Origin of the sequence: Chryseobacterium sp. SIMBA_028, from assembly GCF_046535285.1 — a bacterium.
In the GTDB taxonomy this organism is placed as follows: Bacteria; Bacteroidota; Bacteroidia; order Flavobacteriales; family Weeksellaceae; genus Chryseobacterium.
Genome location: NZ_JAWRWZ010000011.1, coordinates 151,777 through 174,217, shown reverse-complemented (window position 1 = coordinate 174,217; position 22,441 = coordinate 151,777). Strand labels below are relative to the sequence as shown.

24 protein-coding genes are annotated in these 22,441 nt (G+C 36.8%); 13 read left to right on the top strand and 11 right to left on the bottom strand.

What is annotated here, in order from left to right:
* The 5 genes from prfA to SCA31_RS16005 all read left to right on the top strand — a co-directional run bounded on the left by prfA (nucleotide 1) and on the right by SCA31_RS16005 (nucleotide 7,372).
* On the top strand, nucleotides 1-1,086 hold the full coding sequence (gene prfA / locus SCA31_RS16025) for a peptide chain release factor 1 (RefSeq protein WP_076357067.1): 1,086 nt from the start codon (nucleotides 1-3) through the stop codon (nucleotides 1,084-1,086).
* A gap of 85 nt (nucleotides 1,087-1,171) precedes the next feature.
* Complete coding sequence (locus SCA31_RS16020; RefSeq protein ID WP_410697952.1) at nucleotides 1,172-1,837, top strand: hypothetical protein; 666 nt, start codon at nucleotides 1,172-1,174, stop codon at nucleotides 1,835-1,837.
* A 105-nt stretch (nucleotides 1,838-1,942) separates the two neighbouring features.
* Nucleotides 1,943-4,045 (top strand): prolyl oligopeptidase family serine peptidase, encoded by a 2,103-nt coding sequence (locus SCA31_RS16015; protein WP_410697951.1) that lies wholly within the window; start codon nucleotides 1,943-1,945, stop codon nucleotides 4,043-4,045.
* A gap of 176 nt (nucleotides 4,046-4,221) precedes the next feature.
* On the top strand, nucleotides 4,222-6,342 hold the full coding sequence (gene scpA, locus SCA31_RS16010) for a methylmalonyl-CoA mutase (protein ID WP_410697950.1): 2,121 nt from the start codon (nucleotides 4,222-4,224) through the stop codon (nucleotides 6,340-6,342).
* A gap of 46 nt (nucleotides 6,343-6,388) precedes the next feature.
* Nucleotides 6,389-7,372 carry a M28 family peptidase gene (locus SCA31_RS16005; protein ID WP_410697949.1) on the top strand — a complete coding sequence of 328 codons (984 nt, stop codon included), beginning with the start codon at nucleotides 6,389-6,391 and terminating at the stop codon, nucleotides 7,370-7,372.
* A gap of 40 nt (nucleotides 7,373-7,412) precedes the next feature.
* On the opposite strand, the gene SCA31_RS16000 is transcribed toward SCA31_RS16005, so the two are convergent.
* Entirely contained in the window at nucleotides 7,413-8,255 is an 843-nt protein-coding gene (locus tag SCA31_RS16000) for a hypothetical protein (RefSeq protein ID WP_410697948.1), read from the bottom strand.
* Nucleotides 8,256-8,694: 439 nt separating this feature from the next.
* On the opposite strand from SCA31_RS16000, the gene SCA31_RS15995 reads away from it, so the two are divergent.
* The 5 genes from SCA31_RS15995 to SCA31_RS15975 all read left to right on the top strand — a co-directional run bounded on the left by SCA31_RS15995 (nucleotide 8,695) and on the right by SCA31_RS15975 (nucleotide 12,674).
* A complete protein-coding gene (locus SCA31_RS15995) occupies nucleotides 8,695-9,429 on the top strand; it encodes a hypothetical protein (RefSeq protein WP_410697947.1) in 735 nt (244 codons plus the stop codon).
* Between the two features lie 26 nt (nucleotides 9,430-9,455).
* The gene (locus SCA31_RS15990; RefSeq protein WP_410697946.1) at nucleotides 9,456-10,847 is read left to right on the top strand and encodes an RtcB family protein; all 1,392 of its coding nucleotides are present in this window, start codon (nucleotides 9,456-9,458) and stop codon (nucleotides 10,845-10,847) included.
* Nucleotides 10,848-10,931: 84 nt separating this feature from the next.
* The gene (locus tag SCA31_RS15985; RefSeq protein ID WP_410697945.1) at nucleotides 10,932-11,477 is read left to right on the top strand and encodes a nucleotidyltransferase domain-containing protein; all 546 of its coding nucleotides are present in this window, start codon (nucleotides 10,932-10,934) and stop codon (nucleotides 11,475-11,477) included.
* A 2-nt stretch (nucleotides 11,478-11,479) separates the two neighbouring features.
* Entirely contained in the window at nucleotides 11,480-12,178 is a 699-nt protein-coding gene (prfH, locus tag SCA31_RS15980) for a peptide chain release factor H (RefSeq protein WP_410697944.1), read from the top strand.
* Nucleotides 12,165-12,674 carry a tetratricopeptide repeat protein gene (locus tag SCA31_RS15975; RefSeq protein ID WP_410697943.1) on the top strand — a complete coding sequence of 170 codons (510 nt, stop codon included), beginning with the start codon at nucleotides 12,165-12,167 and terminating at the stop codon, nucleotides 12,672-12,674. The genes prfH and SCA31_RS15975 overlap by 14 nt, the downstream gene beginning before the upstream one ends.
* A 39-nt stretch (nucleotides 12,675-12,713) precedes the next feature.
* Here the strand turns inward: SCA31_RS15975 and SCA31_RS15970 are convergent, their stop codons facing one another.
* Both SCA31_RS15970 and SCA31_RS15965 read right to left on the bottom strand, forming a co-directional pair.
* The gene (locus SCA31_RS15970) at nucleotides 12,714-13,001 is read right to left on the bottom strand and encodes a c-type cytochrome (protein WP_106918105.1); all 288 of its coding nucleotides are present in this window, start codon (nucleotides 12,999-13,001) and stop codon (nucleotides 12,714-12,716) included.
* 21 nt (nucleotides 13,002-13,022) lie between these two features.
* On the bottom strand, nucleotides 13,023-13,316 hold the full coding sequence (locus SCA31_RS15965) for a c-type cytochrome (RefSeq protein WP_410697942.1): 294 nt from the start codon (nucleotides 13,314-13,316) through the stop codon (nucleotides 13,023-13,025).
* 197 nt (nucleotides 13,317-13,513) lie between these two features.
* Here SCA31_RS15965 and meaB point away from each other — a divergent pair, with 197 nt between their 5' ends.
* A complete protein-coding gene (gene meaB, locus SCA31_RS15960) occupies nucleotides 13,514-14,506 on the top strand; it encodes a methylmalonyl Co-A mutase-associated GTPase MeaB (RefSeq protein ID WP_410697941.1) in 993 nt (330 codons plus the stop codon).
* Here the strand turns inward: meaB and SCA31_RS15955 are convergent.
* Complete coding sequence (locus SCA31_RS15955; RefSeq protein ID WP_410697940.1) at nucleotides 14,503-15,051, bottom strand: DUF4251 domain-containing protein; 549 nt, start codon at nucleotides 15,049-15,051, stop codon at nucleotides 14,503-14,505. The two genes, meaB and SCA31_RS15955, sit on opposite strands and share 4 nt — an antisense overlap.
* 106 nt (nucleotides 15,052-15,157) lie before the next feature.
* Here SCA31_RS15955 and SCA31_RS15950 point away from each other — a divergent pair, with 106 nt between their 5' ends.
* Both SCA31_RS15950 and SCA31_RS15945 read left to right on the top strand, forming a co-directional pair.
* A complete protein-coding gene (locus SCA31_RS15950; RefSeq protein WP_410697939.1) occupies nucleotides 15,158-15,964 on the top strand; it encodes a M48 family metallopeptidase in 807 nt (268 codons plus the stop codon).
* A gap of 86 nt (nucleotides 15,965-16,050) precedes the next feature.
* Nucleotides 16,051-16,362 carry a hypothetical protein gene (locus SCA31_RS15945; protein ID WP_076357043.1) on the top strand — a complete coding sequence of 104 codons (312 nt, stop codon included), beginning with the start codon at nucleotides 16,051-16,053 and terminating at the stop codon, nucleotides 16,360-16,362.
* Between the two features lie 36 nt (nucleotides 16,363-16,398).
* On the opposite strand, the gene SCA31_RS15940 is transcribed toward SCA31_RS15945, so the two are convergent.
* The 7 genes from SCA31_RS15940 to SCA31_RS15910 all read right to left on the bottom strand — a co-directional run bounded on the left by SCA31_RS15940 (nucleotide 16,399) and on the right by SCA31_RS15910 (nucleotide 22,439).
* Entirely contained in the window at nucleotides 16,399-17,010 is a 612-nt protein-coding gene (locus tag SCA31_RS15940; RefSeq protein ID WP_106918033.1) for an outer membrane beta-barrel protein, read from the bottom strand.
* A complete protein-coding gene (locus tag SCA31_RS15935; RefSeq protein ID WP_106918032.1) occupies nucleotides 16,994-17,803 on the bottom strand; it encodes an ABC transporter ATP-binding protein in 810 nt (269 codons plus the stop codon). Before SCA31_RS15935 ends, SCA31_RS15940 begins: the two co-directional genes overlap by 17 nt.
* Entirely contained in the window at nucleotides 17,803-18,555 is a 753-nt protein-coding gene (locus SCA31_RS15930) for an MlaE family ABC transporter permease (RefSeq protein WP_410697938.1), read from the bottom strand. The genes SCA31_RS15935 and SCA31_RS15930 overlap by 1 nt, the downstream gene beginning before the upstream one ends.
* Nucleotides 18,556-18,651: 96 nt before the next feature.
* Nucleotides 18,652-20,022 (bottom strand): exopolysaccharide biosynthesis polyprenyl glycosylphosphotransferase, encoded by a 1,371-nt coding sequence (locus tag SCA31_RS15925; RefSeq protein ID WP_410697937.1) that lies wholly within the window; start codon nucleotides 20,020-20,022, stop codon nucleotides 18,652-18,654.
* A gap of 43 nt (nucleotides 20,023-20,065) precedes the next feature.
* Entirely contained in the window at nucleotides 20,066-20,695 is a 630-nt protein-coding gene (locus tag SCA31_RS15920; RefSeq protein WP_106918030.1) for a 7-carboxy-7-deazaguanine synthase QueE, read from the bottom strand.
* Between the two features lie 7 nt (nucleotides 20,696-20,702).
* Nucleotides 20,703-21,587 carry a bifunctional 5,10-methylenetetrahydrofolate dehydrogenase/5,10-methenyltetrahydrofolate cyclohydrolase gene (locus SCA31_RS15915; RefSeq protein WP_410697936.1) on the bottom strand — a complete coding sequence of 295 codons (885 nt, stop codon included), beginning with the start codon at nucleotides 21,585-21,587 and terminating at the stop codon, nucleotides 20,703-20,705.
* Between the two features lie 27 nt (nucleotides 21,588-21,614).
* Nucleotides 21,615-22,439: a class I SAM-dependent methyltransferase gene (locus tag SCA31_RS15910; RefSeq protein ID WP_410697935.1), complete on the bottom strand. Its 825-nt coding sequence runs from the start codon at nucleotides 22,437-22,439 to the stop codon at nucleotides 21,615-21,617.
* Nucleotides 22,440-22,441: the final 2 nt, after the last annotated feature.

The window sequence follows — 22,441 nt, the reverse complement described above, 5'->3', positions numbered from 1 at the left end:
ATGTCTAAATCATTAATTCCAAAATTAGAAGCTATAAAACAAAGATATAATGAGGTTGCAGATCTTATTATACAGCCTGATGTTATTTCAGACCAAAAAAGATATTCTTCTTTGAACAAAGAATATAGTGATTTGGGAAAAATTGTTAGAGTTTACGATCAGTACAAAGGTGCCTTAGACAGCATCGAAGAATCTGATGAAATCATTGCTGACGGATCAGACAGAGACTTGGTAGATTTGGCTAAAGAAGAAAAGCTGGAAGCACAATCCAAAATTCCAGGACTTGAAGAAGAGCTTAAAGTTCTTTTGATTCCTAAAGACCCTGCAGATGACAAAAACGTTATCGTAGAACTACGTGCCGGAACCGGAGGTGATGAAGCTGCAATTTTCGTGGAAGATGTTTACAGAATGTATACCATGTACTTTAAGACTAAAGGATGGAGACATGAAGTGACAGATTCCAATGAAGCTGCAAAAGGCTACAAGGAATTGATCATGAAAGTAGAAGGAGAAGGTGTTTATGGAGTCATGAAGTTTGAATCAGGAGTTCACCGTGTACAGCGTGTACCTGAAACAGAATCTCAAGGAAGAGTTCATACTTCAGCTATCACAATTGCCGTTCTTCCGGAAGCAGAAGAAGTAGACTTCGAACTGAATCCTGCAGATATTGAAATGCAGACTTCACGTTCAGGAGGAGCTGGTGGTCAGAACGTAAACAAGGTTGAAACTAAGGTTCAGCTTACTCACAAACCTTCAGGGCTTGTAGTAGTTTGTCAGCAGGCACGTTCTCAGTTAGCAAACCGTGAATTGGCAATGGAGATGCTAAGAACAAAACTATACGATATCGAATTACAAAAAGTACAGGGAGATATTGCTGCACAACGTAAATCGATGGTTTCTACAGGAGACCGTTCTGCAAAGATCAAAACCTACAATTATCCGCAAGGAAGAGTAACAGATCACAGAATCAATAAATCCATGTATAATCTGGATGCTTACATGAATGGGGATATTTCTGAAATGATTGACGCAGTGATCATGGCAGAGAATGCAGAAAAAATGAAAGGAGAAGAAGAAAACTACTAAAGTTTTTTAAAAATAAAAATAAAGCCTCTGATTCTTTCAGGGGCTTTTCTTTTAAACCACATCATAATTAATTAAAATATAAACTATGAAAAACTACAAAATTATTTTATTGTTGTTGCTTACCATGATGGGGCAGTACCTTACAGCACAAACAGAAGTCAAGAAGCCTAAAGAAGTTTTTGAACTGTTTTTTGGGTCTTTTTTGAATAATGATGAACCTACACATTTAAAACTTAATGATTACCTAAGACCAACAGTAGAGGGTAAAGATGCTTTTCAGGTAGATTTTAAAGAAACCTCTGAGAGCGTGATTAAAAGCAGTGCAGAAGCTTTCTTATCAATATTTCCCAAAGCTGCTGCTAATGCATGTAAAAAAGAAGCTGAAGACTATTTTACCGTTTTATTTTCAAACTTCAGAAATGGAAAACTTAATATTAAAGAGGTAAAGGTGGTTCCTAATGAATATGTTGAAGGTCAGAAAATTGCTGAGGTAACCTATTCTGTAAGCTTTAAGGTGCCCGCAAATATAACACCACAACCGGCAACAGATCCGAAAAAAGTAAAGGCCGATGAGCTGAAAAAATATCTGGAACAATTGACTCAGGATTTTAAAACTGCAGACAAAACAGTAACTGTAGATCAGGAATTTAGCTTATATGAATTGAAAGAGGGTGACAAAATATATTACTGGAATGGCAGCCCTGATCAGATTGTAACGAACCTTACCGATTTCTATTTCGATAATTTTTAATCAATAAACCGTTGATTAATATTCGATTAAATAATAAAAAGCTCTGATTTTTCAGGGCTTTTTTTATTTCACTTACTTTACGTATTTTTGAGAAAACCGTTCAGTATGAATTTTAAACCTATGTTATTAACTGCTGGAGTATTGTTTTCAGCATCTTTTTATTCTCAGACAATGAATTATCCAAAAGCATTAAAAGGGAGTCAATCCGATACCTATTTTGGAACTGCTGTTTCCGACCCGTTCAGGGATCTGGAACATGACTCTGATGCTACCAAAAAATGGGTAGATGAAGAAGTAGCTTATAGCCAGAATTATCTTTCAAAAATTCCTTTCAGGGATAAAATAAAAAATCAACTGAAGGATATTTGGAATTACGAGAAAATATCAGCTCCATTCAAGGAAGGAGACTATACGTATTACTATAAAAATGATGGCTTACAGGCACAATCTGTTTTGTACAGAACAAACAGTAAGACCAAGGCTACAGAAGTGTTTTTAGATCCGAATAAATTTTCAGAAAAAGGAACTACATCACTTTCTAATCTTTCATTCAACAAAAAAGGAAACCTTGCAGCTTACTCTATCTCTGAGGGTGGAAGTGACTGGAATAAAATTATCATCATTGATGCCATTACCAAAAAGCAGATTGATGAGACTTTACTGGATGTAAAATTCAGCGGAATTTCTTGGCAAGGAGATGAAGGTTTCTACTACTCAAGCTATGACAAGCCGAAAGAAGGAACTGTACTTTCCGGAATGACAGATAAGCATAAAGTTTATTTTCATAAGCTGGGAACAAAACAATCTGAAGATAAATTGATCTTTGGAGGAGAAAAAACACCAAGAAGATATCTGGGAGCTTACGTTTCAGAAGATCAGAGATACCTGATCGTTTCAGCGGCTAATGCAACCAATGGTAATGAGTTGTACATAAAGGATTTGAAAAAAGGAGGAGACTTTGTACAGATTGTAAAAGGATTTGATATCAATGCAGGAATTGTAGATACGGAAGGAGATGATCTTTTCATTTCTACCGATAAAGATGCTCCCAATATGCGTCTTGTAAAAACAACCATCAGTAATCCTACTCCTGAAACATGGAAAGACGTCATTCCACAAACGGAAAACGTATTGGGAATCTCTTCTGGAGGAGGATACTTCTTCGCAACGTATATGGTTGATGCAATAGACAAGGTGAAACAGTTCGACAAAACAGGAAAATTGATCAGAGAAATCAGCCTTCCTGGGAAAGGGAATGTTTCAGGGTTTGGAGGAAAGGAAAAAGAAAAAGATATTTATTATTCTTTCAGTAACTATATCACACCGGGAACTACCTATAAGTTTAATGTAGATTCCGGAAAATCAGAAGTATACCAAAAGCCAAAAGTGAAATTTAATCCGGATGATTATGTTTCTGAGCAGGTATTCTATACTTCAAAAGACGGAACAAAGGTTCCTATGATGATCAATTATAAAAAAGGGACTAAGCTTAATGGTAAAAACCCTACCATTCTTTACTCTTACGGAGGATTCAATATTAGCTTACAACCGTCTTTCTCAGTAGTCAATGCGATCTGGATGGAAAATGGCGGGATCTATGCCGTTCCAAACATCCGTGGAGGAGGTGAATATGGTAAAAAATGGCATGATGCAGGAACAAAAATGCAGAAAAGAAATGTTTTTGAAGACTTCATCGCGGCAGGGGAATATTTGCAAAGTAAAGGCTATACTTCAAAAGAATATATGGCACTTTCAGGAAGATCAAACGGGGGTCTATTGGTAGGAGCTACCATGACTTTACGTCCGGATTTGGCAAGAGTTGCTTTCCCAGGAGTTGGAGTATTGGATATGCTAAGATATAACAAGTTCACTGCAGGAGCAGGTTGGTCTTATGACTACGGAACAGCAGAAGACAGCAAGGAAATGTTTGAATACCTGAAATCATATTCTCCGGTACACAACGTAAAAGCAGGAACATGCTATCCATCCACAATGATCATTACCAGTGATCATGATGACAGGGTAGTTCCGGCTCACTCATTCAAATTTGGAGCAGAACTTCAGGAAAAACAAGCATGTAAAAATCCTATCTTATTAAGAATTGAGAAAAATGCAGGACACGGTGCCGGAAGAGCAACGGATCAGGTAATTGGTGAAAACGCAGATCTTCTGTCGTTTGCATTGTATGAAATGGGGGTAAAACTTTAAGCATAAAAGGTAAAAATCTGACTTGTCTAAAAAGATAAGCAGACCCAATAAATTGAATAAAGGCCGGGCATTTGTCCGGCCTTTTTCTTTTGCTAAAATTCAGAGAAACTGAATGTTAACAGAAGTTTCATGTTTCGTTCAAAAAAATTAACTTTACGGAGACAAAAATTATTGGAATGCGAAAGACAATTTCTGTGAAAAAGCCTGATTTTAATGTATTACCTCTGGAAAGAGAAATTTACAATTTTGAAAAAGACGGGCTGGAACTTAAATCATCTTATGAAAAAAAGGATGTAAAAGACGAATCATTAACACAGACTTCTCCAGGAATTGAACCCTACCTGAGAGGACCGTATTCCACCATGTATGTTCAAAAACCGTGGACGATCCGCCAGTATGCAGGTTTCTCCACAGCAGAAGAATCTAATGCCTTTTACAGAAGAAACCTTGCTGCAGGACAAAAAGGACTTTCAGTAGCATTTGACCTTGCCACGCACAGGGGATATGATTCTGACCACGCGAGGGTAATGGGTGACGTAGGAAAAGCCGGGGTTGCTATTGATTCTGTAGAAGACATGAAAATCCTGTTCAACGAAATACCGTTAGATCAGATCTCGGTTTCCATGACCATGAATGGGGCTGTACTTCCTATTTTGTCTTTCTATATCGTAGCAGCAGAAGAACAGGGTGTAAAGCAGGAATTGCTTTCAGGAACCATTCAAAATGATATTCTGAAAGAGTTTATGGTAAGAAATACCTACATCTATCCACCTGCACCATCCATGAAGATCATTGCAGATATTTTTGAATATACTTCACAGAACATTCCAAAATTTAACTCTATTTCCATTTCAGGATACCATATGCAGGAAGCGGGAGCTACTCCGGTACTGGAAATGGCTTATACCTTGGCAGACGGTTTAGAGTACGTAAGAACGGGAATTAAAGCAGGAATGAACGTAGATGACTTTGCCCCAAGATTATCATTTTTCTGGGCCATCGGAATGAATCACTTCATGGAAATTGCCAAAATGCGTGCGGCAAGATATATCTGGGCAACCCTTTTAAAGCAATTCAACCCACAGAATCAAAAATCTCTGGCATTAAGGACCCATTCTCAGACTTCGGGATGGTCATTAACAGAGCAGGAGCCTTTTAATAATATCACAAGGACTGCCATTGAAGCTTTGTCTTCAGCGCTAGGCGGAACACAATCACTGCACACCAATGCATTGGATGAAGCCATTGCACTTCCTACAGATTATTCAGCAAAAATTGCAAGGAATACACAGATCATTCTTCAGCAGGAAAGCGGAATATGTGATGTAGTAGATCCTATGGGAGGAAGTAACCTGGTAGAAAGCCTTACCCAGCAGATGATTGAAGAGGCGATGAGGTATATTGATGAGGTAGAGCAGGAAGGAGGAATGACTAAAGCCATTGAAGCGGGGATTCCAAAGATGAGAATAGAAGAAGCTGCCGCTAAAAAACAAGCTAAAATTGATAGTGGAGAAGAATTCATTATCGGAGTTAATTCATTCAAATCATCATTAAAACAGGATGCAATAGAGATCCTTGATATTGATAACACAGAAGTTCGCAGAAAGCAAATCGAAAGACTGAACCACATAAAGACCGAAAGAAATGGAGAAGCTGTAGAGCAAATCTTAAATGAGATCCGTGAAGGTGCAAAAACAGGAAAAGGAAACCTATTGGCATTATGCATAGAAGCTGCACGAAGAAGAGTGACCCTTGGGGAAATGAGTGATGCCATGGAAGAAACTTTCGGTAGATATAAAGCAAACATTAAAACAATCTCTGGTGTATATGCTATGAATGCAGGCAAAAATGAATACTTTGAAAAAGCCCTTAATCTTACTCAGAAATTTGAAGAAGAAGAAGGACGCCGCCCAAGAATCATGGTCGCCAAAATGGGGCAGGATGGGCACGACAGAGGCGCCAAAGTAGTAGCCACAGCATTTGCAGACATGGGATTTGACGTGGATGTAGCACCATTATTTCAAACTCCGGAAGAAGTTGCAAAACAGGCCGTTGAAAATGATATTCACATCTTGGGAGTATCTTCCCTTGCTGCGGGACACAAAACATTGGTTCCTCAGGTAGTGGAAGAATTGAAAAAACTAGGTGCAGATGACATTACGATTGTAGTAGGCGGAGTTATTCCACAACAGGATTATGAATTCCTTTATGCAAACGGAGCTGACTTTATTTTCGGTCCCGGAACCAATCTTCCAAAGTGTGCCGTGGAAATCTTAGAGAGATTTTTAGAAAACTAATCCCAAAAAGCTTTAATTTTCAGTAAAGAAACTAAAAGCTTATCCTATGGATTTTAAAAATATAATAAAGCCTACGAAGAAGAAGTTGATTCTTTTCGTAGGCTTATTTTTTATAGGTGTTTTTCTCTTTAGCTCAGGAAAAAAAGATGGACCTGTACAAAAATCTCCCGTTCCAGCTAATATAGAATTGGTAAAAAAGCACTTAACAGCGCTTACCCAAACTCCACAGTTCAGAAATCATAACAATGTAGATCAGCTGAATGCCGTTGCAGATTATATTCATCAAACCTTTACTACATACAGTGACAGTACAGCCTTTCAGGAGTATAAGGTAGATGGAAAAGTGTATAAAAACGTAATAACCTCTTTTGGTACAGAAAATAAGAAAAGAATTATCATAGGCGCCCATTATGACGTTTGTGGAGATCAGCAGGGAGCAGACGACAATGCCACCGGGGTCACAGCCCTTTTGGAGCTGGCAAGAATGTTTAAAGGTCAAAAACTGAACTACAGAATAGACCTTGTTGCCTACACATTGGAAGAACCACCCTATTTCAGGACCGAAAATATGGGCAGCTACATCCATGCAAAATATCTAAAGGATAACAATATTGATGTTTACGGTATGGCAAGTGTAGAAATGATCGGATATTTCAAGGACGAAAAAGGGTCTCAGGATTTTCCTATGGGTATTCTTTCCTGTATTTATGGTGATAAAGGAGACTTTATTACAATGGTTAAAAAATTAAGCGGAGCAGGACCGTTTGTGGGAGACTTTATAGATCATTTTAAAGACTCAAACCAGATAAAAACAGAAACATTTCCAGCACCGAAGTTTATAGGAGGTGTTGACTATTCCGATCATTTAAACTATTGGAAATTTGATTTCCCCGCTCTTATGATTACCGATACTTCCTTCTTTAGAAACAAAAATTATCATCAATCTACAGATACTTTAGAAACATTGGATATCCAACGGATGACAAAAGTTATTGATGCTGTTTTTCTAAGCATTATTCACCTCAAGTGAAAAAACAAAGGCTGTTTCAACTTCTGAAACAGCCTTTGCTTTATTTTTTCTGAACGATTTTACCATCATCCATAATTTGATAATGCGTTTTAGTTATCTTTTGGCTATTTCCATCAATCTTATGATCTGTTGTCACAATGATTTCTCCTGCTTTATTGATTTCATAGCTGCTGAACTCTTCCTTCTTATCCTCCTTTCCGGGATCAAACCAAATCCCTTCTACATAGGCTTCGCCAACGATGCTGTTATTCAGTACAGTAAGCAGATAATATCGGTAGTCAAAATCTCCGCAATCCATCGGAACAAGAATTAGTTCAACATCCTTATATCGAGCTAAAGGAAAATATCGGAATGTAGGTTCTCCACAGCTGTACTTTTCTGAACCTTCCACTGTAAAATCTGTTTCTATAAACTTTACATCTACCTGAGAAAGACTTTCAATAGGTAAGCTATAAAGCCCTGTTTTTAATAAAGATTCCATTGGGGTAGGAGTATCTTTATTTTTTCTCCACTCCTCAAGAGAAATATATTCTCCGGACGGAGGGTCTAAAATGGTTAAGGTATTACACTGATCACTTGATGCATGAAAAATATGATAGGTTTCAAAACGATCCGGACCATTATATCCAACAGAAATAGAATAATCCCAGCCATTATTTACTTTTGTACTGTCTACAAGAAAACCGATCTTACCTTTTCCTTTGGTCTCTGATTCGAGAAACTTAGCCTGGTTTTTCATTTCTTCCAAATCCAGAATTTTTTCCATGAAATGGGAAGAAAAACAACCTTTCTCTACTACTTTTACCTCTTCTTTTTTTACAGGTTCCTCTTTCTTACAATCTATTAAAAGTAATGGAAGTAAGGCCAATAAAAATTTATGCATAAAACTCTTTTTTCACAAAAATAAGATTTAAATAATAGATGATTAAAAAAATAATTCTATATTTGCACCTGAAAATCAAGTTTAACCAATAAAAAACAACGAAGCAATGTTCAGAACTAATCAGAATTCTACAGTTGGATTACCCCTTATGGTGGTAAGGCTTCGCGGTTTGGTACATTCTTAGAATAATAGTACAATACAATATCAAAACCCGAAGTCGTAGAGATTTCGGGTTTTTTATTGCGCAATATTTCAAACTCACGTTTTCCCGAAATCTTTTTTAGTGTCATTAAGGACAAAAAGTTCATAGGCTTTTTAAGTTTAAAAAACTATTTTGTCATTATTACCAACCCTTTCAACTATTGTTTTAGTTGATAAAGAAAATAGATAAAGAGCAAATTCCATTTTAGAATTTTGTATCTGATATCTTGTGTCTTACATGGAAAATGATAACCTCCTATTCTCACGTCTGAGAAGCGTTAGAAGCAGAAAAAGAATAATTAAAAAAGATGTAGAAAAGCAGATAAGAAAAAAGTATAAACGTAGTAAGGAGCTCTCAGAAATAAGAAGAACCCAACCGCTGATTCCTCTTGAAGAACCCTATCAATTAGGATTTGTAAGATTCTTTGTGGTAAGGGATGATGTGATGAGAAGCAGCGATGGAGAATTCTTTAAGGGAATTTTGAAGAAAATAAATAGCTATATGTATTCCCCAAGCCGACAGTTTCTGAAAAAGAAAAGAAAATTCGGACGGAAAATATATGTAGAAAAAGAGCAGAAGCTCAACTGTATTTCTTTATACTCCTGGAGTAACCCCAAATTTGGACTTACGCCTAGAGAAAGGCAGTATTTTTTAAAGCATGAAGAATATTGTCCTCTACGTAAAACTCAAAAAACTTATTACGAATTCATTGAACCATGGAGATTTATCCTTAGGACTAGAACCCATATGATTACCCACTACAAACCCATAGATGCAGAACTTGAAAAAGAAAATGCAGAGTTGGAATCTTATCTGGGACAACATAAAACCGTAGGAATTCTTCAGAAAAAATTTCATGGAAAATCCAATCCATGGAAGATGGAATATGAAACAGATCTTATCAAAAGCAGGAAATATGTTACCTGTACAATGTCTGCAACAGAGATTGCAGAATGTTTTGAGGACTTGTAGGTCCACTATTATTTAAAACAAAAACAATGGGAAATTTAAAACTAAAAGGAAAAGATATATTAAAACTGGGCTATCCCAATAACCAAAGTGTAAACGTAGCCTTGGAAGTCATGAAAAGAAATTTTGCAACCAAAAATATCCATTATGTAAAATCTCTTTTAAAGGAAATTCTGATTCATCCGGAGAATTTTGAGAAAGATTTAACCTTCGGACAGATTGCAGAGACCTTACTTTCATCCAAGAAAACAGAAAAAAGAATGTTGAATTCACAACGTGCGGCTTTTCAGGTCTTCGGAAATAATATTTCGGATGAAGCTAAAAATCAGCTGTACACTGCGTTGAAATTACCAATCTCTATTCAGGGAGCCTTAATGCCGGACGCACACAGCGGCTATGGACTTCCGATAGGTGGGGTTCTTGCGGTAGAAAATGCTGTGATTCCCTATGGAGTGGGAATGGATATTGGTTGTAGAATGAGCTTAAGTATTTTGGATACACCGGTTTCATATCTTAACGGAGCCAGGGATAAATATGAAAAAGCCCTTGCCGAGCATACAAAATTTGGAATGTATGAGACACACAAATCTCATATAGACCATGAAATCTTTGATAGGGATACATTTGATTTGATCCCGATTCTTAGAAGATTAAAAGGAAAAGCCATCAAGCAGATGGGGTCATCAGGAGGCGGAAATCATTTTGTTGAATTCGGAGAAGTGGAAATCACAGAAGAAGATGAACAAATTGGTTTGCCAAAAGGAAAATACCTGGGAATCCTTTCACATAGCGGTTCCAGAGGAATGGGAGCAGAAATTGCCCAGTATTACTCAAGGGTAGCGGTAGAACAATGTCCGTTACCAAAAGAAGCACAGCAATTTGCATGGCTTGATTTGAGCACTCATCTTGGTTTGGAATACTGGACGGCCATGAACCTTGCGGGAGACTATGCTTCAGCGTGTCATGATGATATTCATAGAAGATTGGTGAAAGCCGTTGGTGGAAGAGTAAAAGCCAGAATTGAAAACCATCACAATTTTGCATGGAAAGAAACTCACAACGGAAAAGAAGTAATCGTTCACAGAAAAGGAGCCACTCCAGCCAATGAAAATGAGTTGGGAATGATTCCGGGATCCATGACGGCAAAAGGATTTATCGTCCGCGGAAAAGGAAATGCCGAATCTCTTAACTCTGCATCACACGGAGCTGGAAGAGCACACTCAAGAGGTGAATGTAGAAATCTTTTCACCGAGCATGATGTCAAAAAAGAACTGAAACTTAAAAATGTTACCCTAATGGGCGGCAATACGGAAGAAGCACCAATGGCCTATAAGGATATTCATGAGGTGATGAATGCACAAAGTGAATTGGTAGACATTTTGGGAACATTTCAGCCAAGAATTGTAAGAATGGATAGATAAATTAAGTTGGTAGTTTATAGTTACGGATTGAGAACATGTAATTCGCAGCTATAAATATCCAACACCCAATTAAAAATCAAAAAAATGGGAGCACCACATAACATCAAAAGATATGGAGAAGTCTGGCCGGAATTTAGAATCCGTTTCGGACTTGAAATATTAAATAAATTAAAAGATAAAGTAATCATATCCGGCGGTTGGGCATGGCATTTTATGTCAGAAACAGGGCATACAGAATATAAACATGCACATGATCACAAGGATATTGATGTATTTGTAAGAAAAGAAAACGTAGCAGAGGTTGTGATGATTCTTCAGCAGGAAGGATTTCAGAAAGTCTGGACACGTTATGATCATCTGTCCAGTGAAGAAAATTTCCGCAGATATGAAAAAACAGTAGAATTGGAAAATGAGAGATTCCACAGAATTACCATTGATTTTTTTGAAAAAGATAATCTTGAAACGATAATAGCCAATGGATTTACTATTGTGAAACCTGATGTTTTACTTTCATTCTACAGAAATATTCACTCCAGTGATAAATGCTGGGCAGTAATGGCTGCAAAAGATTTAATACAAAAGGGAATTGATCCGGTGGGACATTCCTTACTAAGCGAAATGCCAAAATAACAATGGAAAAATTGATACAAATAACTTCAGGAAGAGGTCCTTTAGAATGCCAGTGGGTTGTTTCCAAGGTTCTGAAAACCTTTCTTGAAGAAATAAAAGAAAATAATATAGAGTATGAGATCATTCATCGTGAAAACGGTGATGAAAATCTGACATTGAAATCTGTAACCCTGCTTTTAAAGGGAAAAGATGTAAAGGAATTCTTACAAACATGGCTAGGAAGTATTTGTTGGGTAGGCAAAAGTACATTCAGGAAGCTGCATAAAAGAAGCAACTGGTTTATTGGGATCTTCGAATTAGAAAATTTGAAAACCATAGACTTCAAGGAAAGAGATATCAAGTTTCAGACTGCCAGAAGTCAGGGAAGTGGCGGGCAGAATGTCAACAAAGTGAATACAGCCGTTCGGGCGACTCACTTTCCAAGTAAACAGTCTGTGTTTGTGCAGGATTCAAGATCACAATTGGAAAATAAGAAACTTTCCATTATCAGATTAAAGGAAAAGGTAATGGGAGTCTATATTGAACAACTGGAAGATAAAATGAAAGAAACATGGAGCCTTAATCTTCAGGTAGAGCGTGGAAACCCTATTCGTACATTTACCGGAACAGATTTTAAGAAAAATTATCAGGATAAATCCTATAAAAGACAAAGGAATGTCCTTAAAAATGAAATAAAAAATTACAGGAATGACCTTAACTAAAAATAAATACTATTTTGAAGCCCTGGACAATTTTCCATATAATATGGCCGAGTGTCTGGATGCTCTGAATTATGCGCTTTCTTACGAGCCAGAAGACGCAGACAGTCTGTGTCTGATGGGTAGAGTATATTCAGAAGTTTTAAAAGACTATGAAACCGGGAAAAAATATTTCGAAGAAGCTATGCAAAGCAATATAGGAAACGTCAATACACCCAGGTATTATATTGAATGTCTTTTAAGCAATGAAGATTATGAAGAAGCAGAAAAACTGATTGGATATGCTTTAAGAATGAAAGGTATCGATAAATCAGAGATTCTAAACTGTAAATCTCTTTTAATGGAAAGAAATGGAGAATATAAGCAAGCTTTGGAGCAACTTAAAGAAGCCAGAAAGTTCAGCTACTGCAGAAGTTCCCTAGAGATACTGGAAGATCGGGAAAAACTGATTAAGGATAAAATGCCTGTACCAAGAACCCGGAAAAAGATAACTGCTTAATCAATGTATAATTAAAAAAATAAGCTTTCAAATGAAAGCTTATTTTTTATTGACTGAGATCAGATAATCATACACCATTTGATGTTGGTCATCATTAAGTTTAGCCTTGGGAGCCATTCTGCTTAAAGTATTAATCCAGCCCTGATTGTCGTGCTTTGTAGGTTCCGGCAGTTTATGGCATTTTGCACAGGAATTTTCAAAGATGGTCTTTCCTTGAGCCAACTGTTCAGATGAGGTATACTTCGGCCCTGTTACAGCCGTACTTTTGGGACCACAAGACACCAGAAATGCTGATGCTGCTATGCCACTTAAGATTAACTTTTTCATACCCATATTTTTGTTTGTTGATTACTTCTTCACAGAAACAATATAATCATAAACCCACTTATGCTGGTCATCCGTAAGTTTCGCTTTTGGAGCCATTGCATTCATAATTCCTACCCATTGTGCAGAATTGTGTGACGTAGGATCCGGGAGTTTATGGCACTTTCCACAAGAATTCTCAAAAATAGTTTTCCCCTGAGCGATCTCTTCAGCAGTAGATGTAGCACTCCCTGGTGCAGCAGTAGATGTTGAAGCTTTCGGAGTACAGGAAACTAAAAGGATAGCAGTGAATGATGCCGCAGCAATGAGTTTTTTCATGTTTCTTATTTTGATAGATAACAAATGTAATAAATTCCGGAAGCCTTTGATACAGTGGGTTCTAGTTTTAATTTAGAAGAAATAAAAATTAAAATACAGCGAATAATAATATGTGAAATAGTCCATAATCAATCTTTTGTGTTGACATTGATACTGAACTCTTGACCATTCATTTTTTAATTATTATTTTTGAATCAATGAAATTTTCTACAGAAGAACTAATTGAGGGAATACAATCAGGAAACAAACGCCTGATTGCAAAGGCGATTACCTTAGTTGAAAGTAAAAAGGCAGAACATAGAATACAGGCGGAGGAACTTTTGAAAAGGATTATGCCCTTTACAGGAAACTCAATAAGAGTAGGAGTTACAGGAGTTCCGGGTGCCGGAAAATCTACTTTTATTGAAAGCTTTGGAAGACTGGCTATTGCTCAAGGGAAAAAAGTGGCTGTTCTTGCTATTGATCCTAGTTCTTCAATTAATAAAGGGAGTATTTTGGGAGATAAAACCCGTATGGAAGAATTGGCCAAAGAAGAAAATGCTTTCATACGTCCCTCCCCAAGTTCAGGATTTTTAGGAGGGGTTGCCAATACCACCTTTGAAACCATGATGATCTGTGAAGCGGCAGGTTATGACTATATTTTGATTGAGACTGTTGGAGTAGGACAGTCTGAAGTGCTGGTTGCAGATATTACAGATGTTTTTCTATTTCTTAAAATTATTGGTGGTGGAGATGAACTTCAGGGAATAAAACGAGGTATCATGGAAATGGTAGACGTTATATTCATTAATAAAGTAGATCAGGATAACTTCCAAAAGGCAAAAAATACAAGACTGGAGTTAAAAAGAGCTCTGGATTTTATTCCACCTAAAGAAAAAGGATGGAAAATCCCTGTATTATTAGGATCAGCTTTACATAATGAGGGGCTGCAGGAAATCTATGATAAGATCTCTGAATTTATTGACCTGAAAAAGAATGCCGGACGTTTCGAGGAGATTCGTAACCAGCAGGGAGAAAAACGCTTCGAGTATTGGGTGCAGGAATATATTTTATCTTTGATGAAAAAGAGTAATGCTGTAGAAGAAGCCTATCTTATGCACAAAAAAAATGCTTCAGAAATGGTTTCTAATCCAAGTACTGAAGCAAAATTATTTGTTGAAAAATTTTTATTGGGAGGAAAAGAGAATTAAAGTTTTTCCTTTTCCTGTTTTACTTCACTTTTAGAAACATATCCGTCATAAGTGATCGGTTGTCTGTCATTACTTCTCATAGAAACGAATGCCTTTCCATTTTTAAAGATCTCAATATTAATCTCATCCACAGTTTTTACATCATTAGGCTTGATCTTCAATACCCAGGTTCCCTTTTTATTTTGAGACTTATCAATGCTAAAGTCCTTTGAAGTAAACCTATAGCTGTTATTATCTGTATTTCCGTACGTTGGATTGAATAATCTTCCAAAATAAGGCAATACTACTTCCACACTGCTTTTCTTTACATCAATGGTGTAATCTCCGTCCAGATTTAACATTCTGGTAGATGTGGTGTTGGGCAGCGAATTCATGACATTTATAACATCATAATTCGTGGGATTGGCTCTTTGTGCATGGAAAGTAAACTCCTGAGAATCCACCAACATATTCACTATTTTTGGATCTGATGAGCCCTGTGATGCACAGCTCTGAAAGAAGAACAAAAATCCAAAGATCATCAGAAAAGAAATATACTTTTTCATAATAAAGATAATTATTACATTTAAACAGCAAAATGTATGCAAATATATTCCTTCTTCAATATTTTGGAATAAAAATTGTTAAGGTTGAATTATTAACACTCAAACTATGAAAGTTACACATCTATTTGGAATTGGAGCAATCGCTCTGTCGATCACAGCTTGTACGACAAACCCGATTACGGGGAGGTCATCTTTACAGCTGGCCAATAATTCAGAAATTTTAACAATGTCTGCACAAGAGTACAAAACGACATTGTCTAAGGGTAAGGTAATTGCCGGAACATCAGATGCTAAGAGAGTGGTAAATGTAGGAAACAGAATAAAAAATGCAGCAGAAAGGTATTATCAAAATATAGGAAGATCAGCAGATCTTGCCAGCTATAGTTGGGAATTCAATCTTCTGCAAAGTAATGAGCTGAATGCTTGGTGTATGCCTGGAGGTAAGGTGGCTGTTTATACAGGGATCCTACCGGTTACAAAGGATGATAACGGACTCGCTGTAGTATTGGGACATGAGGTTTCCCATGCACTGGCGGGCCATGGAAACGAAAGAATTTCTCAAGCTATGATGGCTCAGTATGGAGGAGCTATTCTTGGAGGGGCAATTTCAAATGCACAATGGGCAAATGTTTTCCAGAAAGTATATCCTATTGGTTCCCAGGTAGCATTATTGAAGTATGGAAGAGGGCAAGAATCAGAAGCTGATGAAATGGGGCTTTATCTGATGTCTATGGCCGGATATGACCCAAGAGCAGCTATTCCTTTCTGGAATAGAATGGAAGGAGCTTCTTCAGGAGCGAGACAACCTGAGTTTTTATCCACTCACCCAAATCCTGAGACAAGAATCTCAGATATTAATAAAGATTTACCAAAAGCTTTAGAATATTATAAGGCTGCAGGAGGAAAAATGTAATTAGAATTTTAATCTTGAATAGAGCCTTATTAAATTTTTAGTAAATTTGGTAAGGCTTTTTTATGTAACCACCTAAACACAATATTATGAAGAGTTTATCAATTACCGGACTTATTCTATTAGCAGTTTCTGCTTTACTTTTTTATCTTACCACTGATTTTGCTGTAGAACAGATTAAAATCTCTCATATCATGGGAATGATGGCTGGAGTAGGCATAGGACTAATCATCGGCGGAATGGTAGGATACCTAAGCAAAGGGAGTGCGATGAAAGCAGAGCAAAAGAAAAAAGAATTTAAGCAGCTTCAAAAGGAAAAAGAAGAACTTGAAAAGCAGGCTGCAGAAATTGCAAAACGCCAGGCGGAGCTTGAAAATCAAAATAAAAATCCTCAAATATAATATTTGAGGATTTTAAGTTGTTATTCTAATCGTTGATTAAAATTTATATCCTAAACCTACCATAAATAAGTTAGGTCTGTTGTCATATCTGATCTCAGAACCGGAAACTTTGTTGATGAAATTTCTTTCATCCTTACTGAAGGCTCCTTCATATTTTGCATTCACAATAAGCTTTTTAATTTCAAGCTGTGCCCCGAATTGATATCCTACTGTAAAATTATTTTTAGCATTTTCCTTGAAGTCATTATAGGTATTGTCTTTGCTCAGATTAAAGCTTCCGACAGGTCCTACGAAAACCCCCAGCATATTACCCAAAACATTGTATCCTAAAAGAACCGGAACATCAATACGGTTACTTTTAACATCAAAAGTAGTGTTCTCTGTAGTAAACTCATTTTTGAAGTGAGTATAGTAAATTTCCGGCATCAAAAAAAATGCAGTAGGTAACCCTACCTTTAAGGAAAGTCCTGCATTGAATCCTACATTGTTTTTTCCTGTTCCTTCAATAGCATCATTCACAGTGCCTTTAATGTTTGACCATGATGGTGAGCCTGTAGGAAATATTAAGTTAGCTTTAGCTGCCAGTGATATCTGCGCAGAAGCCCACATTGAAAACCCTACTAACGCTATACTAAGTACCTTTTTCATTATCGTCTATTTTTGTATTTTCAATCGTTTTATTATTCTCAAGTAAATATTCTCTCAGCTCTTTAAATAGTTCTGAAGAATAAACGAAATCAATCAGATTTTTATTGCCTGCAGTAATCAGAATGTCCTTATTACCCTCCCATTCTTTGATTCCGAGTCTTAGGTATACAATTTTCTCGCCAATCGTCATTACAGAGTTCATGTCGTGAGTATTGATGATGGTTGTCGTATTATACTCTTTGGTGATTTCATAAAGAAGATCATCAATTACCTTTGATGTATATGGGTCAAGTCCGGAGTTCGGTTCATCACAGAACAAATATTTAGGATTGTTCACAATTGCTCTTGCAATGGCAACTCTTTTCTGCATTCCTCCTGAAATCTCAGAGGGATACTTTTTGTCGGCCTTGTCAAGGTGAACTCTTCCTATTACTTCGAAAACTCTTTTCTTCTTTTCTCTGTAGGTAAGATTGGTGAACATATCCAGGGGGAACATAATATTTTCCTCTACTGTTAATGAGTCAAACAAAGCACTTCCCTGAAATACCGTTCCGATTTCTGAGCGGAGATGTTGTTTCTCTTCCCTGTTCATCGTATTTACATCTCTACCGTCAAACAGGATTTCTCCTGATGATGGCATATAAACATTCAATAAACTTTTAAGAAAAACGGTTTTCCCAGAGCCACTCTGGCCAATGATTAAGTTTACTTTTCCTTTATCAAATGAAGTTGAAATTCCCTTAAGTACTTCAACATCATCAAAACTTTTCTTAAGATCCTTTACCTCAATCATTAGCTTAATATTAATTGGGTTAAAATTAATTCAGAAATGATAATAAATACCATTGTCCATACCACGGCCTGTGTACTGGCTCTACCTACTTCAAGAGATCCACCTTTTACAAAGTATCCGAAATAAGATGGAACTGTTGCAATGATGAATGCAAAAACAGTGGTTTTGGTAAATGCATAATAGATAAATATATTAGGCATATACATTTGAATACCAGTGATATAATCGTTAGGTGTCCAGTTTCCCGTTACAAGTCCCGCAATATAACCACCGCCAATACCAAATACAATACTGATAGCGATCAGAAGAGGATTGAAAAGCATACAGGCGATAATTTTTGGAAATATCAGAAAGTTGGGTGAATTTACGCCCATAATATCCAAGGCATCAATCTGTTCGGAAACCCTCATTGTTCCAATACTGGAGGCAATATAGGAACCTACTTTACCGGCTAAAATTAAACTGATAATAGTAGGAGCAAATTCCAGAATAAGTACTGCTTTTGTGGCATACCCTACGAATGCAGGAGGAATAGGAAAAGAAGAAGCATCAAAGTTATTGAACATTTGAATGGCTACAACTGCTCCTACGAATATAGACGTGAAGATGACAAGTCCGAAAGAATTTACTCCCAAATCATTAATTTCTCTCATGAACAGCTTCCAAAAAACTTTCATTTTTTGGGGTTTCTGCAGGGATTTTCCTAGAAGGATCATATATTCCCCGACTGCTGTGAAAAACTTTTTTAACATGCTGCTAAATTAGACTTTTTTATTGAATTAGGCTAGGGTTGAAGTGAAGACTAAAGTCTAGAAAATGTTAAAATTATCCCCACCTTAAGCTCAGCTTTATTTTGCATTTTTATCACCGCCAATGACTAATAAAACGGTTTTTAAAATAATAACCAGATCCAGTACAAAACTCCAGTTTCTTACATAAAATGCATCAGCCAGAATCCTTTTTTTCATTTCTACTTCTACATCGCCAGAATCTCCTCGTAATCCATTTACCTGTGCCAGGCCTGTAATTCCGGGGTTTACCATACTTCTTAAACTATATCTTCCAATTTTGGGCTTATAGTAATTATCTACAGCCAGCATATGAGGGCGTGGGCCCACCACAGACATTTCTCCTTTTAATACATTCAAAAATTGTGGAAGCTCATCAAGACTTGTTTTCCTTAGGAATTTACCTATTTTGGTAATTCTCGAATCATTTTCCTTGGTAGTTTGGGTTGTCGATTCGTCATTTACAACCATAGTTCTGAATTTGATACAGTTAAATACTTCCTCATGGAAACCATATCTTTTTTGAAGGAAAAAAACAGGTCCTTTGGATGTAGTCTTAATTAATATTGCTATAATCGGAAATACCCATGAGCAAATAGTAATTAATACAATGATTGAAAAAACAATATCAAATGCTCTTTTCATCAGGAAGTTGGAATAATAGTCCAGTGGATACCTTGCCTGATTAAGAACGGGCTGGGTCTGTATATATCCAAGATCATATAAGAAGAAATCACTTTGTTTGATACTTGGTATCAAAGAAATATGAACCTTGTTTTCCTCTGCAAGTTTGAATATTTTAGACTCTGCCTCTTCGGTGTAGGAGTTTTCTGTAGATAAAAATAAGGTATGAATTCCATTACTTTTCCAAAAGTCAACTAGTTCACCAGCATTGATATCTCTGCTATTATATTCAAACATTTTGTACCCATAGTCTTTACGGTCTTTAAATATATTCTTCAGGATCTCAGTAGAATCATTATCTCCTAAAAACATTACATTTCTGTAGTTGGCCCCCAAAGACCTGAAGTACTTAATGGAAAAATAAATAAGTGATTTTGCCAAAAAGATAAATGCAAACAAATAGAAAGACAACCAATAAATATCCGAATTGAAGAATACATTTTTACTTACCTTTCCAATAAGCAGAACACCAAGTATAAAAGATATAAAATGAATTAAAAGGCGTTCCAGAAATAAGGTATAGGTAAGGTTCCTCGGGATATTGTATATTTTTGTTCTACCACTAAGCAGCACCCAGAACAAAAATATCAAAGTCAGGGAGAAAGCGTTTTGATACCAGGTTTCCCTATGATATTTTAAATCTTCATTTCTGCTTATAAAAAAGAATATAAAGATAGATGCAATAACCATAAGGTCAAGCAAAATGATAATCGATTTCAGGTATCTAGAGTATCGAATTCTCTGCATCTATCGGGGTTATATCGGATACGGCTAGCTAATGTACGTATTTTTAAGGGATATTCAGATATTTATGTGTCTGAACGGATGCCTGCCATTCCGGATGCTCCAGAATGAAATCCGTAATCTTAGGATACATATCATCTCGTTTGCTCCATTCGCTTTGAAGATAAAGCTTACAATTTTCGGAGACTTTTGCTGCCTGTTCCTGTGCAAATTCAAAGTCATGATTGTTGAAAACGATCACTTTAAGTTCGTTTGCCTTTTGATAAATTTCTTCTTTTGGCAGTCCTGTTTTCTTTGGTGAAAGGGTGATCCAGTCCAAATGTCCACTCATAGGATAAGCTCCCGAAGTTTCAATGTGAATCGTACATCCAAGTTCTTTTAGTTTGGACGTTAGTATTTCCAGATTCCAGGTTAGAGGTTCTCCCCCTGTAAGAACTATTGTTTTACAATGTTTAGCTGCTGTTTCCGCAATTTCTGCTGCATCCATTAGCGGATGAAGTTCCGGGTCCCAGCTTTCCTTTACATCACACCAGTGGCATCCTACGTCGCAACCACCCAACCTGATAAAGTAAGCGGCTTTTCCGGTATGTGCTCCTTCTCCTTGTAAAGTGTAAAAATGCTCCATTACAGGGAGCATTTTACCTTCTTTTAATAAAATATCTTGTTCTTTATTCATTTTAAAATTAGTCGTTATAGACCGAAGTTTTATAAGCAATAATGGTGTTTTTCATCAACATTGCTCTTGTCATTGGGCCTACTCCTCCGGGAACCGGTGTAATCCAGCTTGCCTTTGCTGCGCAGCTATCAAAATCTACGTCACCAGCAAGGTAATATCCTTTTGGAGAATCATTATCTACTCTTGTAATACCCACATCAACAATTACAGCGCCTTCCTTGATCATTTCACCTTTCAAAAAGTGAGGATCTCCTAAAGCAGTAATCACAATGTCGGCTTTTTTAGTATATTCTTCGATGTCTTTAGTGTAAGAGTGGGTAAGAGTTACGGTAGAGTTTCCAGGGAAATCTTTTCTTCCCATTAGGATACTCATTGGTCTTCCTACAATTTTACTTCTTCCAATAATTACACAGTCTTTTCCTTTCGTCTCAATATTATATCTTTCCAATAATGTTAAGATTCCAAAAGGAGTAGCTGGTAAGAATGTGTCCATTTCTAATGCCATTTTTCCGAAGTTTTCAGGGTGGAAACCATCCACGTCTTTTCTTGGATCAATAGCATTAATAATTTTTTCCTGATCAACCTGATCCGGTAGAGGCAACTGAACAATAAATCCATCTACAGATTTAGATTTGTTTAGTTCGTCAATTTTCTCCAATAATTCAGATTCAGAAACAGTGCTTGGGAATTTAATTAAGCTGGATTGAAATCCTACTTCCTCACAATCTTTTACCTTAGCATTTACATAGGCCTTGCTAGCTCCATTATTTCCCACAAGAATAGCCACCAAATGCGGTGCTCTTCTTTTGTTTGCAAGGATTTTTTCCACTTCAACCTTGATCTCTGCCTTTATTTCCTTGGATACTTTAAGTCCGTCAAGAATTTCTGCCATTTTTACTTTTTTTACTTTTATTTAGATTTAGATTTTTTCGAATACAACAATATCCTGAAACTCGTCGGCGTTTTCTTTTTCTACATCATTTCTCCAGAATCCTCCTTGTATGGTGGCTACTTTCAAGCCTGCATCATGAGCCATTTGGTTCAGTAGCGGAATGCTTACGGCAATATTTGCAGCCGTTACCTTATCGTCCATCAGCCTGTATCCATCATACAGATGTGGGAAACTCATGTTGCCACCTTCTGTTTTAGATTCATCATACAGAAAAAAAGTAGCCAGACATTGTCCGTTACCTTTTAATACCCTGCTGATTTCATTCAGATACTGCTTGATCTCAGGGATTTGCATATGCGTAAATACTGAGAATAGAAATGCCTTGTCAAATTGAGCATTATTATAAGGAAATGTAAAGCTTTCAGCTTTTTGGCTGAAGGTATTGTACAGGTCATTATAAATAGGCGTAAACTTAAAATTGAAGTTCGGATATTTTTGATGGATGTGCTTGTCGCACCACTTAATGCCTTTCTCCACAGCATCAAAGCCGTCATAGGTTCCTTTATCTATGAATCCGGATAGGGCAACGGCTGTTCTCCCGATTCCGCATCCTACATCCAGAACTTGATCTGTGTTTTTAAGAGCGACGTATTTTTTCAGAACGTTCATCTGGCGAATCCCATGAGGGATAAAGTCACTGCTGCCCACATAGATATCCCCCTTTTTAGGTTCATTTTTAGCTCTTTTGCCGGTAAGTCCTTCATACAGATCTATAGGAAAATAATAAATTTTTCTTCCTAAAAGACGAAGTCCGGGTGGCAGTTTATAATAATATGATCTTAATGCAGACATCT